The organism is Flavobacterium sp. CLA17 (assembly GCF_013112255.2).
Taxonomy (GTDB): domain Bacteria; phylum Bacteroidota; class Bacteroidia; order Flavobacteriales; family Flavobacteriaceae; genus Flavobacterium; species Flavobacterium circumlabens.
Genome location: NZ_CP068294.1, coordinates 4021048 through 4038732, shown reverse-complemented (window position 1 = coordinate 4038732; position 17685 = coordinate 4021048). Strand labels below are relative to the sequence as shown.

13 protein-coding genes are annotated in these 17685 nt (G+C 35.2%); 10 read left to right on the top strand and 3 right to left on the bottom strand.

The window, feature by feature from the left end:
- Positions 1–78 precede the first annotated feature (78 nt).
- The gene (locus HAV12_RS16605; RefSeq protein WP_171570657.1) at positions 79–1152 is read right to left on the bottom strand and encodes an acyl-CoA reductase; all 1074 of its coding nucleotides are present in this window, start codon (positions 1150–1152) and stop codon (positions 79–81) included.
- A 157-nt stretch (positions 1153–1309) separates the two neighbouring features.
- Here HAV12_RS16605 and HAV12_RS16600 point away from each other — a divergent pair, with 157 nt between their 5' ends.
- A complete protein-coding gene (locus tag HAV12_RS16600) occupies positions 1310–1660 on the top strand; it encodes a 4Fe-4S dicluster domain-containing protein (RefSeq protein ID WP_132037845.1) in 351 nt (116 codons plus the stop codon).
- A 161-nt stretch (positions 1661–1821) separates the two neighbouring features.
- Complete coding sequence (locus tag HAV12_RS16595) at positions 1822–2985, top strand: hypothetical protein (protein WP_171570656.1); 1164 nt, start codon at positions 1822–1824, stop codon at positions 2983–2985.
- Between the two features lie 28 nt (positions 2986–3013).
- Here the strand turns inward: HAV12_RS16595 and HAV12_RS16590 are convergent, their stop codons facing one another.
- Complete coding sequence (locus HAV12_RS16590) at positions 3014–3760, bottom strand: class I SAM-dependent methyltransferase (RefSeq protein ID WP_171570655.1); 747 nt, start codon at positions 3758–3760, stop codon at positions 3014–3016.
- Positions 3761–3844: 84 nt separating this feature from the next.
- On the bottom strand, positions 3845–6625 hold the full coding sequence (locus HAV12_RS16585; protein WP_171570654.1) for a TonB-dependent receptor: 2781 nt from the start codon (positions 6623–6625) through the stop codon (positions 3845–3847).
- Positions 6626–6958: 333 nt separating this feature from the next.
- Here HAV12_RS16585 and ychF point away from each other — a divergent pair, with 333 nt between their 5' ends.
- The 8 genes from ychF (at position 6959) to HAV12_RS16545 (ending at position 17657) form a co-directional block, all read left to right on the top strand.
- Positions 6959–8053: a redox-regulated ATPase YchF gene (gene ychF, locus HAV12_RS16580; RefSeq protein ID WP_171570653.1), complete on the top strand. Its 1095-nt coding sequence runs from the start codon at positions 6959–6961 to the stop codon at positions 8051–8053.
- A gap of 310 nt (positions 8054–8363) precedes the next feature.
- Positions 8364–9038 carry a hypothetical protein gene (locus HAV12_RS16575; RefSeq protein WP_171570652.1) on the top strand — a complete coding sequence of 225 codons (675 nt, stop codon included), beginning with the start codon at positions 8364–8366 and terminating at the stop codon, positions 9036–9038.
- Positions 9039–9153: 115 nt separating this feature from the next.
- Positions 9154–10104: a YihY/virulence factor BrkB family protein gene (locus HAV12_RS16570; RefSeq protein ID WP_171570651.1), complete on the top strand. Its 951-nt coding sequence runs from the start codon at positions 9154–9156 to the stop codon at positions 10102–10104.
- Positions 10101–10625 (top strand): NADPH-dependent FMN reductase, encoded by a 525-nt coding sequence (locus HAV12_RS16565; RefSeq protein WP_171570650.1) that lies wholly within the window; start codon positions 10101–10103, stop codon positions 10623–10625. The genes HAV12_RS16570 and HAV12_RS16565 overlap by 4 nt, the downstream gene beginning before the upstream one ends.
- Before the next feature lie 3 nt (positions 10626–10628).
- Positions 10629–11609, top strand: coding sequence for a transglutaminase domain-containing protein (locus tag HAV12_RS16560; protein ID WP_171570649.1), 981 nt, complete (start codon positions 10629–10631; stop codon positions 11607–11609).
- Positions 11610–11685: 76 nt separating this feature from the next.
- Entirely contained in the window at positions 11686–12861 is a 1176-nt protein-coding gene (gene pncB, locus HAV12_RS16555) for a nicotinate phosphoribosyltransferase (RefSeq protein WP_171570648.1), read from the top strand.
- Positions 12862–13022: 161 nt separating this feature from the next.
- Complete coding sequence (locus tag HAV12_RS16550) at positions 13023–14891, top strand: DNA topoisomerase IV subunit B (RefSeq protein WP_171570647.1); 1869 nt, start codon at positions 13023–13025, stop codon at positions 14889–14891.
- A gap of 48 nt (positions 14892–14939) precedes the next feature.
- A complete protein-coding gene (locus HAV12_RS16545) occupies positions 14940–17657 on the top strand; it encodes a DNA gyrase/topoisomerase IV subunit A (protein WP_171570646.1) in 2718 nt (905 codons plus the stop codon).
- Positions 17658–17685 lie beyond the last annotated feature (28 nt).

The following is a 17685-nucleotide window of genomic DNA, read 5'->3' as shown; positions in this document are numbered from 1 at the left end:
ACGAAAATTTTAAAAACGCAAATTTCGGCAATAGGAGCTGAAAAAGCGATAAATTATTCGAAATAATTAAACATTTTTTTACTTTGTTGTTAACAAAAACGTTATAGTATCTACGTTATCTGCATAATCCCACAATTGCGGATTTTGGGTCTGTCCAAACGGAATATTGTTTTTGCCTGAATCTGCACTGACAATACACTGAATTTGTTCAGTATCAGCTTCAAGGCGCTTTTCAAGATCTTCACGGCTTTCGTAAAATTCATAAAAAACACTCGAAATAGGAGAAGCATAACTTGGATCTTCTTTTAAAGTCAGAAAGCCATTGTCGAGTAATTTGAAATTACTCATTAAAAATACAGCCTTATTATAGTCGTAATTGTTAGCGTATTTTTCATAATGAATAACGTCCTGATATTTGAAGATAGCTTCGAAAAAAGCATCAAATTTATAGCCTTTCGGAACAAAAAGCTTCGAAACATTTCGACAGCCTAATCCAAAATATCTAAATATATCTTCCCCTAAGGCTTCCAGTTGTTCTTTGGTTTCTTTTCCGTTTATAACGGCAACTGAATTTCTGTTTTTACGGATAATAGAAGGTTTGTCTTTGAAATAATATTCAAAATAACGCGCTGTATTATTACTTCCTGTAGCGATTACGGCATCGAAATTTTCTAATTTTCCTTCTACAAAATTGATTTTATCCGAAAAGTCAGGATTGCCGGCAATGATGTATTTAGCTAAAAACGGTAACAGATGCTGATCATTTGAAGATGTTTTTATGACTGCAGTATTTCCGCTTATTAAAACAGATAAAAAATCATGAAAACCGACTAACGGAATATTTCCGGCTAAAATCAGTGCCACATTTTTTCCGTTTTCTTTTTCCACAGATAATTCAAAGGAATAATTAGAAAGCCATTTTGTAATATTTTCTTCTGTTAAAGCGTCTGCCCATGACTGAAGTGCAAAGTATACCTGTTCAGGAGTATACCATCCATTATGAGATTGTGATAAGTGAATCAGCTTTTCGAAATCATCAAAAAATAAATCGTTGTGTAAAACATCCGATTTTTTAGTTGTATTGTTTTCAGAAAATTGTTTTAAGAATTTGCCTAATTCAACAAAAACACTTTTTTTTGTTTCTAATGTCATAATGTTTGTTTATGAATAGTTTTGATTGTAATTTTGCACAAAAATAAGTTTTTTTAGCGGTAAGCGGTAAGCTTTATGCAATAAGCTTTAATTTTTGAAAAATAATATTTTAGAAATAGCTTAAAGCCTAAAACTTAAAGCATAAAATAATATAAAAATGGCGATAATTATAACCGACGAATGTATTAACTGCGGAGCTTGTGAACCAGAATGCCCAAATACAGCAATTTATGAAGGAGCTGATGACTGGAGATATAAAGATGGAACAGCCCTTTCAGGAAAAATAATTTTACCAGACGGAACTGAAGTGGATGCAGATGATGCACAAACTCCAATTTCGGATGAAGTGTATTATATTGTTCCTGGAAAATGTACAGAATGTAAAGGTTTTCACGATGAGCCTCAATGTGCTGCCGTATGTCCTGTAGATTGCTGTGTACCAGATGATAATCACGTAGAAGACGAAGAGACTTTGCTCGCGCGCCAAGCGTTTCTGCATAACGAATAAGTTTTGTCCTGTCAAGATAAAAAAGAACCTGAGTATTGTAACTCAGGTTTTTTTATGTCTCAATTTGTAAGTATTTCGTATTAAATTGGGATTTAATGTTTTATTTTTGTTAATTTGATTGATTTTTTAACACTTTGTTTGTTAATTTTAAAGAATAGCCTATGAAGGAATTAATAATTTTGTTTGTTGTATTTTTTAGCGGAGGTGTCTTTGCTCAAAATACGGAATATTCTATTGTTGTAAAGGATATAGAAACACAGCTTCCTATAGAGAATGCAACTATTGTAATTATGAAGACCAAACAAATTTTATTAAGTAATGAAGAAGGTAAAGCGAATTTTATGTTAACCGGAGGCTCCAATGTTCAGGTTTCTGAAACAAATTATGAAAATTTAACCATTCGCTGGGCAAGTTTAAAAGAGAATGAATTTACAGTTTATTTAAAAAGTAAGAACAATAAGTTAGATGAAATTGTTTTGTCTACAGAATCTCCCCAGAAAATCCTTCGGAAAATTGTCCTCAATTCGCGTGGAAAACTAGCAATGCCTTATCGGCTAAAAGTCTATGTAAGGGAATTTTTTATGCTTAACAACCAATATTCTTATTATAACGACGGACTTGTGAATTTTCAGTTTGGCGTGAGCCAGAAAAAAGTTTCCACTACTTTACTGGTAGAACAAAACCGGTCTTATGGTTTGCTGGAAAAGGATATAAGCGCTGATTTAAAAGGATATAATTTGAATGATATCATGGAAAAATATTCGAATTTGAGCTATTTTGACCCTATTTTAAATCCAAAAGCAAAAAAAGAATACGACTTTATAACCAGAGGACATCCTGTGAATAAAGATTATTATGTAATGAAAATTACGCCGTTGGATAAATCTAAAACAGCAGTCGATAATTTCGAAATTGTATATGATCCTTTGAAAAAATTAATAATTGAATTCTCCATTATCATCACTCCGGGAACTTTAGCAGCGACAGTAGATAAAGCCGCTGTAGGCTCTAAGAATGTGACCAGATCGCTGGTAAAGGTAAATTACAGATTGGATGGTTCAGATTATTATGTACTGAGTTCAAATGAAGAAATCGCTTATGATCTTGTACTGAAAGATCAGGTCAAAAATATTCAGGTACGCAATAATTTTATTACAACAAATTTCAATAAGCAGAAATTTACGTATAGTGAAAGTGATGTTTTTAAAGACAAGACTCTTTTTAATAAAAAAAATAAAATCCTGACCAATTACTGGAATATTTCAGGATTTACCGCGACTGATGAAGAAAAGACATTAATCGATTCCTTAGAATTTAAAATGTAGATAAAAACCTGATTTACCATCCGGTTTTTTATGTTTTTTTCTTTGCTACAATCACATAAGTATCGTAGGCATAGGTTTTCCTGTCGATGACTTTTAGTATTTCAAAATTATTTAGATATAGGAACAGCTCTATTTCATTGAGTGTGAAAACGCGAACAGTCGAAAAATCATTTTCAATAACTTCTTTTTTGCCATTTACAACAGTGTAATATTCTGCACTCCAATCCAACATGAAGTTTTCCTGTGAATCATTGATATCCCAATGGCTGTCTCTCTTGTAATTTACATTTTCGTAGTCTGCTTCATGTGTGATCAGCAAATTTTCCTTAATGAAAGGAATAAAGCGGTTCGCGTCGATAAAATCAAAAATTATAATGCCATCATCCTTGCTGTTTTTGTAAAGTGCATCAAAAGTTTTATTGATATCGCTGTTGGTGATGAGATAGCTGGTAGATCTTCCCGTAATTAAAATAACATCTACCGGATTATCAAGTTTAAAATCACGCATGTCACCTTGTATAAAAGAACAATTTTTGTTTCGTTCTTTTGCGATTTCGATCATACTTTCGCTATAATCAAGACCCTGATAGTTTTGTTTGTTTTCGTCGAATCGTTTCGCCAGGTTTCCCGTCCCACTGCCTATTTCTAAAATAGAAGAACAGCCATTTTCCTGAATTAAGTTATTATAAAAAGCATACTCTTCGTCATAATTCACAAAAGTCTGATACATCGCATCGTAAATCGCAGCCATTTTTCCGTCATATAAATTTGCCATAACAATTTGGTTTTTAATTATAAAATTATAAAAAAAAGGGCTGTCATAAGACAACCCTTTTAAATTATTTAAACAAAGCGGAACTTAGAATTTATAGTTAACAGATAAGTTAAAAGTAGTACCTAACTGGCTGAAATGTGAGCCATCATAGGTCATTCTGGAATAACGCTGGTTGAAAGTAATTAAGTTAGACTGCGTTTTTACAGCTGCGGGATCAGCTAACAATGCAGCTCCCGCTTCATTTTCAGCTACAAATTTCCATTCTGGTAAAATGTTAAATAAGTTATTTACATTTAACGCGATTGTTAGTTTTTCAGTAGCATTAAAATTAACACCTAAATCAGTAACAATTTTAGCAAGGAATTCGGTTTTAAGATTAGCTGAATCATCACGTTCTGTTTCGGTAGATCCAGGAATTCTTACTAGCTTTCCATCAGCATCTCTTACTTCATTAGAAGCTAAACCATCCTGATTAAAAGTGGATTCTCCGAAATAAGTATTATTAAGAGAAAAACCAAATTTTCCAATTTCATAATTGATTCCTAAAATCCATTTTGTTTTAGGTCTTGATGTAAATGTTAGGGAATTTAAAATATCACTGAATGAACTATTATTTTTAATAGCAGAAATTCTTTCATTTTGAAAAGTAATATTTCCAGATAAATTAAAGCCTAATTTACCTTCTCCTATACCAATATTATTGTAACCGGTAACAACATCCAATCCAGAAGTTCTGGAATCAAAAGCATTAGAAAAATAAGCAACTTCACCAATAATTTCATCCTGTTCGGCAGGATCAGTTGCAGGTATAACCTCATACTGTCTGTCTCCTAATGTTACTCTGTCTTCAATTTTGATATTGTAGTAATCAACGGTTATGTTGAAATTCTTGAAAGGTTTTGCTCCAAAACCAACTGTAACACTCGTTGATTTTTCTGGCTGTAATTGAGAAACGCCTAGTTTACGAGCCTGAGGTGAAACATTATTGATAATTCCGCTTACTTGAATTCCTTCACCTGGTACAAAAGAATATTGTGATTTTTGAGTATAAATCTGGTGTAATGTTGGCGCTCTGAAACCTGTTGAAACAGATCCTCTTAAAGTAATTTTATCATCAAGAAATTTATATCTTGTACTGGCTTTCCAAACGGTTGCTCCGCCAAAATCGCTATATTCTTCATGACGAACTGCTCCGTTTATTAAGAAGTCTTTTGTAATATCAAAAGCAACATCCAAATAAACCCCTACATTATAACGATTCCATTTTCCTGAGTTTTCAGGTAAGTTTCCAGCAAAAGAATCTGCTCCGGCTCCATCCCAAGAGGCTTGATCACCTTCCATAACGGTGAAATACTCTGATCTAAACTCAGTTCCAAATCCAATACTAATTTGATCAGATAAAATCTTAGAAATATCTATATTTCCTACAACGTGATTAAAGGAAGTTCCTCCGGGTTTAAACGAAATAGGGCTATTTTCTCTGTAAGTTTCATTACCATCTGCATCAAGAATGCTAGATCTGTTTACAGAATTATTAACGGTATATGTTTGTTTATTACCGCCAACAGTAACACTGGCATCTGTATTCCAGCCATTTTTCACGCTTTTAAAACCTAATGTACCATTATAATCACTTAAATCTCCTTCAAAAGTTGGTCCATATCCATCATAAGATGGATTTGCGTCATTACCATTTCCAAATAAATCATTCAAATACGGATCACCACTTAAAGGTCTCCAGTAAGGTGTTCTGAAATTCGCAAATGAGTTTACTTTTTTGTAAACATAAGCAGCATTATAATACAAGTTAGTATTGTCACTAATAGGACTTCCACCATTAATTAAGAATTTCGCAGCTGCTGTTTCAGGTGAACCATTAATATTTCTGGCATCAGGATGTCTGCTCAAAAATTCGTTTACTGTTGCAACAGCGGCAGGTGATCCGTCTAAAAAATCATCCGCTTCACCCTGAGCATCTACATTTCCTGGTCTGTTGGCTAAATTAACTTTAGAGAAATCTATAGTATAATTTAAAAAACCTTTTTCGCCAACAGTTGTACCATTATTTAAACTTACACCCAACATTTCTCCATCACCTTCAGAAGTAATTCCACTTCTTACTGTTATAGATCCATCTGTGTAGTTTTTCTTTAAAATGATGTTCATTACCCCCGCAATCGCATCAGAACCGTATTGAGCAGAAGCTCCGTCACGAAGAATCTCTACTCTTTCGATCGCGTCTGTTGGAATGGCAGAGATATCTGCACCCGTTTCTCCACGTCCCGGAGAAGTTTGTACATAAAGCAAAGAACTTAAGTTTTTACGTTTACCGTTAATAAGGATCAAAGTTCTGCTTGGTCCTAAGTTTCTAATCTCATACGGATCCAGTAACGAAGTAGCATCGTTTACAGGAGTTTGTACCGTATTAAAAGATGGAATCTTATACTGCAACGCCTTATCAAATGTAGCTTGTCCGGTAGAAGTTAAATCTTTGGATGATATTACATCAATTGGCAATGGAGTAGTAGTATTACTTCTTTGGGCTGTTCTGGATCCTGTTACGACAACTTCATCAAGATTTTGTCCGCCTTCTTCCGATAATGCAACATCTATTTGAGAGGCATTGGCCAGCCTGGTAACGCTGTTGTAACCTACATAAGTAAAAATTAGCGATGCGCCTTCTTTAACTGTTATTTTATACGATCCGTCAATATCGGTGGATACGCCGTTGTTAGTTCCTTTTTCAACAATATTCACTCCGGGCAGAGGGGTACCCGTATTGTCTTTTACTACACCTGTTACTTGCTGCTGTGCAAAAATAATGACGGTGTTAAATAGAAAAAATAAAATTGCAATTCTTTTCATGTTAAAACTTGTTTTGGTTAAAAAAATTTGTATGTGGTTTGTTAAATATTGTGATAAAATTAGTACTATTTAACAAAATATTATTAAAAAGTTTGATTTATTTTAAGAATAGTACTAAAAAAGTATATATCGTCATTTTTTGTTTAGTTACGAGCGATTAAATCTTATATTTGCAAAATTTTAGCGTTAAAATGTAACATTTTGACAAAAATTAAATTGGAATAAAAAAATAAGCATAGTACGATTAAATCATTACTAAAGAATTGGGGGTTAACTCAATAATAATGGTGTCTGAAGCGATCGAAATCAAATAAAAAACAAATTTATCTACAGATGAAAGCAGGAATTGTAGGATTGCCAAATGTTGGAAAATCAACATTATTTAATTGTTTATCTAATGCAAAAGCGCAAAGTGCCAACTTTCCTTTTTGTACTATCGAGCCTAATATTGGTGTTGTAAACGTTCCGGATCCGAGAATCAATAAATTAGAGGAGTTGGTAAAACCAGAGCGTGTACAAATGGCAACAGTTGATATCGTAGATATTGCAGGTTTGGTAAAAGGAGCAAGTAAAGGGGAAGGTCTTGGAAACCAATTTTTAGGAAACATTAGAGAGTGTAATGCTATTATTCATGTATTGCGTTGTTTTGACAATGATAATATTGTGCACGTTGACGGAAATGTAAATCCAATTCGTGACAAGGAAACAATTGATATCGAACTTCAGTTGAAAGATCTGGAAACTGTTGAAAAACGTTTGGAGAAAGTAAACCGTGCCGCTAAAACCGGAAATAAAGAAGCGCAAACTGAAAAAGCACTTTTAGACAGAATCAGAGAGTCTTTATTACAAGCTAAATCGGCTCGTACTATTGTGCCTCAGGGTACTGATGAAGAAGTTTTAATGGAATCATTTCAGTTGATTACTGCAAAACCGGTTTTATACGTTTGTAATGTCGATGAAAATTCAGCAGTAAACGGGAACAAATATGTAGATCAGGTTCGTGAACTGGTAAAAGACGAAGATGCTGAAGTAATTATCCTTTCAGTAGGAGCAGAGGCTGATATTACCGAATTAGAAAGTTACGAAGAGCGTCAGGTTTTCCTTGAAGACATGGGATTAACAGAGCCGGGAGCATCAGTTTTAATTCGTGCCGCCTACAAATTATTAAAACAACAAACTTATTTTACCGCCGGTGTAAAAGAAGTACGTGCCTGGACGATCAATATCGGATCAACTGCGCCACAGGCTGCCGGAGTTATCCATACTGATTTCGAGAAAGGTTTTATCCGTGCAGAGGTAATTTCATACGAAGATTACGTTCACTACGGTTCAGAAGCAAAAGCAAAAGAAGCAGGGAAATTCAAAGTAGAAGGAAAAGAATATATCGTAAAAGATGGTGATGTGATGCATTTCCGTTTTAACGTTTAATTTTTTTTTTTTTTTTTTTGAAGAATAAAGAATAAAGAGAATAGATTGAACTGCTGGAGAAATTCAGCAGTTTTTTTATGCTCCAAATTATGATTGTCGTGGGGAGCGGAGTTGAAGCTCTTCAAAGTAATGAGCCTTCGACTTCGCTCAGTCTGACATTCATTTCCAAAAGAATAAATCTGCCTGATCTGCAAAATCTGCGAGAAAATTAAAACATACAAAAAAATGCTTTCCATTTCAATCTGGTCTAGTACATAAGATTTGGTATGATTTTAGTTTTAGGAAATTAACCTTACACTAAAAAAGGACCATGAAAAAAATCATTTTAATTTTATTTGCTGGCAGTATTTTACTAGCCTGTAAAAAATCAGATGCTCCGGCATGTGAAGATTGTATGGATTTTTATTTTGAGAATCCTCAACCTATTAATGTTTCCGAATTACGTGGTTTCCCAAATAGATTTAAAGGTCTATATATGAGTGAGGATTCTGCTTTTATAAAAATTGAAGAAGATCGGATTTTAGAAGAATATTTTTTTAAATATAGAATTCATAAAAACTTTTTGGATTCTTTAAAAACGGAATATGATGTTGTTAATAATCAATTAGTAAATCGAGAAACTAAAGAAAAGTTTGATTTTTATCCAAAAGGAGATTCGGTTGAATTAGTAACTAACCATATTGATACTCTTTTTAGATTTTCGTATAATCAAAAAGCGAAGAGAATTAAGAATCAATTGGTTTTAAGCACAAGAGATTCTGCGTTCTGGAGAATAGAAATTTTATCTTTAGAAAATAAAACCATCAAATTGAAAAATATTTATGAGCGGGAAAATTTAAAGAAATTGGATTCAATAACAGCCATTAAAGGCAAAATGCTGGATTCTGCTTCCTATTTAATCAAATCAACACTTCGTGAATTTAAAAATATATTAAAAATTAAACATTTAGGGACTGATAAGGAATATAAAAAGGTTTCAAAATAAAAATCACAAATTTAAAAATGACATGGTAAAAATGTAAAATTTCTCCATAATGCAAGAATTCAGATTTTTTAATTATTCCTTAAATTTGAGCCATTATCTAAAAATCAGAAGTATCGTGAAAGTTAAAAGTATATTCTCCAAATCCTGGTTTCTTATCAAGAACGCCTTCTTAGAATTTAATGATGATAATGCGATCAAGCTTAGTGCTGCTTTATCCTATTATACCATATTCGCTTTACCTCCATTATTAATTATCATCATTACCATTTGCGGTTTTTTCTTTGGTGAAGATGCCGTAACGGGACAATTGTACGGACAAATTAACGGTATGGTAGGGAACGGTGCCGCCATTCAGATTCAGGAAGCGATAAAGAATGTGCAACTGTCAGGAAACAATGTCTTCGCCACCACGTTTGGAATTGTGATGCTTTTAATTGGTGCCTCCGGAGTTTTTGCAGAAATACAAAGTTCTATTAACTTTATTTGGGGACTCCGCGCCAAACCGGATAAAGGCGTTAAAAAATTCATTCAGAATCGTTTGATGTCATTTTCAATGATTGCTTCTGTTGGTTTTTTAATGCTGGTCAGTCTTTTTGTCAATACAACGCTCGATTTAGTGAGTTCACGCCTGAAAATGTACTTCCCTGAAAGCACGGTTTATTTATTTTACGTAGTCAATATTTTTATTGTACTGGCCAGTATTACACTTCTTTTTACCATTATTTTCAGAACATTACCCGACGGAAAAATAAGATGGAAAGATGCTTTTATAGGTTCAACAGTTACGGCCATACTTTTTATGATTGGTAAATTTGCCATAGGCTTTTATTTGGGAAGCTCTACAGTTGCCTCAGTCTATGGAGCAGCAGGCTCCGTAATAATTATTCTGGTTTGGGTATATTATTCCGCAATTATTCTGTATTTTGGGGCAGAATTTACCAAGGTGTATGCAAAATCATACGGAGGTAAAATTTACCCGAATGAATACTCGGTGGAAATCAAAAAAGAAATTTTCGAGATTGATAAATCGGGGAAAAAAGAACCGGCAAAAAAAGAACAAATATGAAAATCATAGCCTTTGGAGGAAGTAACAGCAGACATTCTATCAATAAACATTTAGCAACTTATGCCGCTGGCTTATTTGAAAATGCAGAAGTTGAAGTTTTGGATTTAAACGATTACGCAATGCCTTTATTTAGTGTTGATCTGGAAAAAGAAATCGGTCAGCATGAAATCGCAAAAGCATTTCTGAAAAAAATTGAAGGGGCTGATCTTTTGGTAGTTTCTTTAGCGGAAAATAATGGAAACTATTCTGCCGCTTTCAAAAATATTTTTGACTGGAGTTCCAGAATTATAAAAGATGTTTTTCAGCAAAAACCAATGTTATTACTGGCTACTTCGCCCGGAGCAAGAGGCGGGGCATCAGTTTTAGAAATTGCCAATAATGCCTTGCCAAGATACGGTGCGCAAATAAAAGGGACTTTTTCGTTACCCGCATTTAATGCTAATTTTGATTTAGAGGAAAATAAAATCTCAAATGCCGAGTTAGATAAAGAATTAAAAGATATTATTAAGTCTAGTTTTTAATCAATGGCCATAAAAAAGATTGTTGTCCTGTTTCTTTTCCTGAATTTTATTTTTCTGCATTCATCTTACTCGCAAAAGTACAATGATGTAGATAAAATAGTTTTAAAATATCCAAAACGCTTCAATTCGACAGAAGATTTGGCAAAAAGAATTCAAAAAGATTTTACTTCAGAATCGGATAAAGCACGTGCTATTTACAGTTGGATTGCTTTTAATATCAAATACGATTATGCTTCGTTTTTAAATCCGCCGCGAACGCAGGGATTTAGTTATTCCACGGAGGCCGAAAAACAAAGAAAGATACAACAGCTGAATGATAAGTTGATTCAGAAGGCATTTACGGCTCAAAAAGCAGTTTGCGAAGGTTTTACAGCTTTGTATCAGCATTTGGCAGGCTTAACAGGGTTAAAATGTGAAATAATAAAGGGAGATTCCAAAACCAGATTAGATGATATTGGCCGAAAAAACACCTCTTCCAATCATGCGTGGAATATGGTTTTGATTGATAAAAAATGGATACTGGTAGATGTTACCTGGGGACAGGGATATTATGACAGCAGCAAAGGAAGAATGGTCAATGACTTTGCGCCGATTTATTTCGACACCGATCCGGATTACTTTTTTCAGAAACATTTTCCCGATTCCGGAACTTATCTGGGACAAAAATTAAGGAAGGAAGATTTTCTCAATGGCCCGCTGATTTATAACATTACCATCGATGGCGATCATCAAATTACAGCTCCTAATTCCGGTCTTATTGAGGTTAAAAATGGCGAAAATGTGACTTTCAGAATAAAAAATATTTCGAAAACAGCCCAGTTTTTTTATCTGAATAAAAAGAACCAGCCCGTTAGAATTGAAAATCCAAAAGAAAGAAAAGGCAGTTTGGAATTTGAGGTCAATTTTGATAAAAATATAGGGCAGTTTATTACTTTTTATCTTGGTGAAAACAGTATTGTCTCTTTTAAAGTGATCATGAAGTAATTAATAAAGCCCTGATTTTCTTCTTTTAGTGAATTGCCGTATCTTTATCAATTAAGAATGTTATAGTAATGATAAGATGGAAGCAACATTTCTGAAATCAATTTTAGATAATGATTTCTATAAATTTACGATGCAGCATGCCGTGATCAGGCTTTTTCCAAGGGCAAAGGTGCGTTATGCTTTTATTAATCGTGGAAAGCATTTTTTTCCGCCGGGCTTTGCTGAATTACTTCGAAAATCGGTCGATTCTATGGCAGATTTGCGATTAACAAAAGAAGAAAAACGGTACCTGTCGCACCATTGCTCTTATCTCGATCCTACATATTTAGATTTTTTACAGGGGTACGCTTATGATCCTTCCGAAGTTGAAATAACACAGGAAGGATCAGAAATAAAAGTCACCATTGAAGGGTTTTGGTATCGCACCATTTTATGGGAAGTTCCTTTGATGGCTTTAATTTCGGAGCTTTTTTATAAAGCAAATCATTTGATCCGTTTAAATGATGAAGCGATCAAAAGTCATACGAAAGACAAAATTGACAATTACAATAAACTGGGTGTTCCTGTTTTGGAATTTGGTACCAGGCGTCGCCATTCTTATGATGTACATGTTTTAGTCAATGAAACTTTAAATGCTTTTGGTAACCAAAGTTTCATCGGAACCAGTAATGTACATTTTGCAATGGTCAACAATAAGCGTCCGTTAGGCACACACGCACACGAATGGTTTATGTTTCATGCCGCACAGTATGGTTTTAAAATGGCTAATTTTATGAGTCTGGAACATTGGACAGAGGTGTACGGCGGAGATCTCGGAATTGCACTTACAGACACGTATACCACCGATATATTTTTCAACCAGTTTGATAAAAAATATTCCAAGCTTTTTGATGGAGTCCGGCACGACAGTGGTGATCCGGTAGAATTTGCGCAAAAAGTGATTTCACATTACACCAAAATGGGAATCGATCCTAAATCAAAAAGTATTGTTTTTTCAGATTCCCTCAATTTCGATAAAGTAAAAATCATATCCGATTTTTGTAAAGATAAAATCAGGATGTCTTTTGGAATCGGAACCAATTTTACCAACGATGTGGGTCTGCCGCCGATGAATATGGTCATCAAATTAACCGAAACTAAACCTGACAATGTGCACTGGCAGGGTGTCGTGAAACTTTCTGACGAAAAAAACAAAAATACGGGAACGCCCGAAATGATTGCTTTGGCAAAACAAGTACTCGGAATCAGATAGTGTGTTTTTGTTTTAGAATTGATTTCTTCTGTTTTTAAAGCTTGTATTTTTTTAAAATCAATTTAAATAGGATTTAAAGCTGTTATTATTTATAACAAAAAGAAAATACGCTTTTATTTTTTACGCAGAAATGGTACATTAGCCAAAAATCCAATTCATTTATGCTAGAGCAAAATCAATATACCGAAGATAATATTCGATCACTCGATTGGAAAGAACATATCCGTATGCGTCCCGGAATGTATATCGGGAAATTGGGAGACGGATCTTCGCCGGATGATGGTATTTATATTCTTTTAAAAGAGGTTTTAGACAACTGTATCGATGAGTTCGTTATGGGCTCCGGAAAAACTATTGAGGTGACTATCAAGGATAAAACGGTTTCGGTTCGTGATTACGGACGCGGAATTCCGTTAGGAAAAGTAGTTGACGTAGTTTCGAAAATGAATACCGGAGGAAAATACGATTCTAAAGCTTTCCAGAAATCAGTGGGTTTAAATGGTGTCGGAACAAAAGCGGTGAATGCCTTATCGAATTATTTTAGGGTAGAATCAGTTCGTGACGACAAACAAAAAGGAGCCGAGTTTTCTGCGGGAAATTTAGTTCTGGAAGAAGATATAATTGAAACTACAAAGCGAAAAGGAACAAAAGTGACTTTTACGCCCGATGAAACGATTTTTAAAAATTACAAATTCCGTATGGAATATGTGATTAAGATGGTGAAGAACTATTGTTACCTGAACAATGGCCTGACGATTATATTCAATGGCGAAAAATACATTTCCGAAAATGGTCTTAGGGATTTATTGGAAGAAACCATCAGTGCAGAGGATTTAGAATATCCGATCATTCACCTGAAAGATCATGATATCGAGATCGCTTTAACTCACAGTAAAACACAATACAGCGAAGAATACCACTCTTTTGTCAACGGTCAGAACACCACGCAGGGAGGAACGCACTTAGCGGCTTACAGAGAAGCCATCGTAAAAACCATTCGAGAGTTTTACAACAAAAATTTCGAAGCCTCTGATGTTCGTAAATCGATTGTGAGTGCGATTAGTATCAAGGTGATGGAACCGGTTTTTGAATCACAGACCAAAACCAAACTGGGTTCAACTGATATGGGATCCGATGACGGAACACCGGCAGTGTCCGTTCGTACTTTTGTAAATGATTTCGTGAAGAATAAATTAGACAATTATTTACATAAAAACCCTCCGACAGCTGAAGCCTTATTACGCAAAATTTTACAGGCTGAAAGAGAACGTAAAGAATTATCAGGAATCAGAAAACTGGCTACAGACCGTGCCAAGAAAGCCAATCTTCACAATAAAAAATTAAGAGATTGCCGCGCGCATCTTCCGGATACCAAAAACCCGAGAAATTTAGAAAGCACGCTTTTTATTACCGAGGGAGATTCAGCTTCGGGATCGATTACCAAATCGCGTGATGTGAATACACAAGCCGTTTTCAGTTTACGTGGTAAGCCTCTGAACTCGTACGGAATGACCAAAAAAATTGTGTACGAAAATGAAGAATTCAACTTACTGCAAGCTGCTTTGGATATCGAAGACGGACTGGAAAAATTGCGTTACAACAACATCGTAATCGCAACTGATGCTGATGTCGACGGAATGCACATTCGTTTGCTGCTGATTACCTTTTTTCTTCAGTTTTTCCCGGAATTAATCAAAGAAGGGCATTTGTATATTTTGCAGACACCACTTTTCAGGGTTCGTAATAAAAAAGAAACGATCTATTGTTATTCAGAAGAAGAAAGAAGAGATGCCATAGAAAAACTAAAACCAAAACCGGAAATCACCCGATTTAAAGGTTTGGGAGAGATTTCGCCGGATGAGTTCAAAAATTTTATTGGAGAAACCATTCGACTGGACCCGATTATGATGGATAAAAACACTTCTATCGAGCAATTATTGTCCTTTTATATGGGAAAAAATACGCCGGACAGACAGGAATTCATCATCAAGAACCTGAAGGTGGAATTGGATGCGGTTGAGGAGGTTTAGAAAAAGAATTATAGAAGAATTTTTTAGTAGTTATACTGAACAAAATATATGAAAGACGAAGAAGACGATAACATAATTCCAAACGACGACGAAAATACTTCAGAGGAGAATCAACTTGATGAAAATCAGGAAGGAGAGGACGATGAAATTATCAACGTAGATGCTAAAAATTTCGAAGGACAGCATTTTTACGAAAACCAGGAAGAAGAAGGAGAAGACGTTATTACAAAAGTAACGGGTATGTACAAAGACTGGTTCCTGGATTATGCTTCATACGTAATTCTGGAGCGTGCAGTTCCGGCTATTGAAGACGGTTTTAAACCCGTTCAGCGTCGTATTATGCACTCTTTAAAAGAATTAGATGATGGCCGTTATAATAAGGTTGCCAATGTTGTAGGGCACACCATGCAGTATCACCCACACGGAGATGCGAGTATTGGCGATGCGATGGTGCAAATTGGTCAGAAAGATTTATTGATTGACTGTCAGGGAAACTGGGGAAATATCTTAACGGGTGACGGAGCAGCTGCTTCTCGTTACATCGAGGCACGTTTATCAAAATTTGCTCTAGAGGTTTTATATTCTCCAAAAATTACTGATTGGGGCGTTTCCTATGATGGTCGTCGTGCAGAACCCAACAATCTTCCGGTAAAGTTTCCGTTGCTTCTGGCACAGGGAGCCGAGGGAATTGCAGTGGGACTTTCGACTAAAGTGTTACCGCACAACTTCAATGAGTTAATTGATGCTTCGATCAAGATTCTAAAAGGAAAAGCTTTTACCTTATATCCTGATTTTATGACACAGGGTATCGCTGACGTATCCAATTATAACGATGGACTTCGTGGCGGACGTGTGCGTGTACGTGCTAAAATTGCACAATTAGACAAGAATACACTGGTGATTACGCAGATTCCGTTTTCGACCAATACGACGACTTTGATTGACAGTATTTTGAAAGCCAACGATAAAGGTAAAATCAAAATCAAGAAAATCGAAGACAATACAGCAGCAGATGTTGAGATCTTGATTCATCTTTTTCCGGGCGTTTCTCCGGATAAAACGATCGATGCTTTGTTTGCTTTTACCGCCTGCGAAACTTCTGTAGCGCCTTTAGGTTGTGTTATTGAAGACAATAAACCGTTGTTCATCGGAGTTTCTGAAATGTTGAAAATATCAACACACAGAACCGTAGATTTGCTTCGTCAGGAATTGGAAATTCAGTTAGAGGAATTAAAAAATAAATGGCATTTCTCTACTTTGGAAAAAATCTTCATTCGTGAAGAAATGTATATTGATTTCAAACTGTATTCAGACAGGGAAGCGCTTTACAAATACATGTATGATAGATTTGAACCTTTCAAAAAATCATTCGTCAGAGAAATTGTCGACGAGGATTTACAAAGACTCACTCAGATTCCGATGATTCGTATTACCCGTTTTGACTCTGACAAAGCCGATGATTTTATCGCGAAGTTAGAAGACGAAATGAAAGAAGTAGAGCATCATTTAGCAAATTTAACAGATTTTGCGATTGCTTATTTTACCAGATTAAAAGAGAAGTACGGAAAAGGCCGCGAACGCCAGACGGAGCTTCGTGTTTTTGATAATGTTGAGGCTACAAAAGTAGTGCTGCGTAACACAAAACTATACGTAAATCGCGAAGAAGGTTTTGTTGGAACCAGCCTGAAAAAAGACGAATACCTGACCGATTGTTCTGATATTGATGATGTAATTGTTTTTTTGCGTGATGGAAAAATGCTGGTCACCAAAGTCGATGCTAAAACATTTGTGGGGAAAGATATTATACATGTTGCGATTTTTGATAAAAGCGATAAACGTACGATTTACAACATGATGTACCGTGACGGAAAATCAGGGCCATCGTACATCAAACGTTTCAATGTTTCGGGTGTAACACGCGATAAACCGTATGATTTAACCAATGAAACGGCAGGCTCGCAAGTGGTTTATTTTTCGCATAATCCGAATGGGGAAGCAGAAGTAATCACGATTTTATTACGTCAGGTCGGAACGATCAAAAAATTGAAATTCGACATTGATTTCGCCAAATTAGCCATTAAAGGACGTGCTTCGAAAGGAAATCTGGTTACGAAATATCCGATCAAGAAAATCGAACTGAAAGAAAAAGGAATTTCGACTTTATTGCCAAGAAAAGTTTGGTTTGATGATACCGTAAAACGTTTAAACGTTGATGCCAGAGGAGAATTACTAGGCGAATTTAAACCAAGTGATAAAATCTTAGTCATCAATCAAAGCGGTAAATTGAAGGTTATTATTCCCGAATTATCAACGCATTTTGACGAAGATATGATTGTTCTGGAGAAATTCAATCCGAAGAAACCAATTTCTGCCATTTATTTTGATGGGGAAAAAGAGCGCTATTATCTGAAACGTTTTCTGGTAGAAACCGAAAAAGAAGAGAGCTTTATTACAGAACATCCGAATTCGCAATTAGAAATCGTATCGACAGATTACCGTCCGGTGGCGCAATTGATTTTTACTAAAGTAAAGGGAGTCCAGAAAGAAGATTTACATATAGATGTGGAGGACTTTATAGCGGTAAAAGGCTTTAAAGCTTTAGGAAATCAACTGACAGCTGATAAAATTAAACAAGTCAATTTACTGGATCCGTTGCCTTATGAAGAACCTGTTGAAGAAGTTCCGGAAAAACCGGAATTAGAAGAGGATGATTCAGTAGAAACCGAATTAGACGACGACGGCCAGATCGGGCTGGTTTTGGAATAAAATAATAAAGTAAGCCGTCTCAACACCA

Excerpts from the sequence above, each read along its gene's own strand:
- pncB (WP_171570648.1), top strand. The coding sequence starts at position 11,686 with ATGGAAGCAACATTTCTGAAATCAATTTTAGATAATGATTTCTATAAA.
- HAV12_RS16575 (WP_171570652.1), top strand. The coding sequence starts at position 8,364 with ATGAAAAAAATCATTTTAATTTTATTTGCTGGCAGTATTTTACTAGCC.
- HAV12_RS16550 (WP_171570647.1), top strand. The coding sequence starts at position 13,023 with ATGCTAGAGCAAAATCAATATACCGAAGATAATATTCGATCACTCGAT.
- HAV12_RS16585 (WP_171570654.1), bottom strand. The coding sequence starts at position 6,625 with ATGAAAAGAATTGCAATTTTATTTTTTCTATTTAACACCGTCATTATT.
- HAV12_RS16605 (WP_171570657.1), bottom strand. The coding sequence starts at position 1,152 with ATGACATTAGAAACAAAAAAAAGTGTTTTTGTTGAATTAGGCAAATTC.
- HAV12_RS16565 (WP_171570650.1), top strand. The coding sequence starts at position 10,101 with ATGAAAATCATAGCCTTTGGAGGAAGTAACAGCAGACATTCTATCAAT.
- HAV12_RS16600 (WP_132037845.1), top strand. The coding sequence starts at position 1,310 with ATGGCGATAATTATAACCGACGAATGTATTAACTGCGGAGCTTGTGAA.
- HAV12_RS16595 (WP_171570656.1), top strand. The coding sequence starts at position 1,822 with ATGAAGGAATTAATAATTTTGTTTGTTGTATTTTTTAGCGGAGGTGTC.
- HAV12_RS16560 (WP_171570649.1), top strand. The coding sequence starts at position 10,629 with ATGGCCATAAAAAAGATTGTTGTCCTGTTTCTTTTCCTGAATTTTATT.
- ychF (WP_171570653.1), top strand. The coding sequence starts at position 6,959 with ATGAAAGCAGGAATTGTAGGATTGCCAAATGTTGGAAAATCAACATTA.
- HAV12_RS16545 (WP_171570646.1), top strand. The coding sequence starts at position 14,940 with ATGAAAGACGAAGAAGACGATAACATAATTCCAAACGACGACGAAAAT.
- HAV12_RS16590 (WP_171570655.1), bottom strand. The coding sequence starts at position 3,760 with ATGGCAAATTTATATGACGGAAAAATGGCTGCGATTTACGATGCGATG.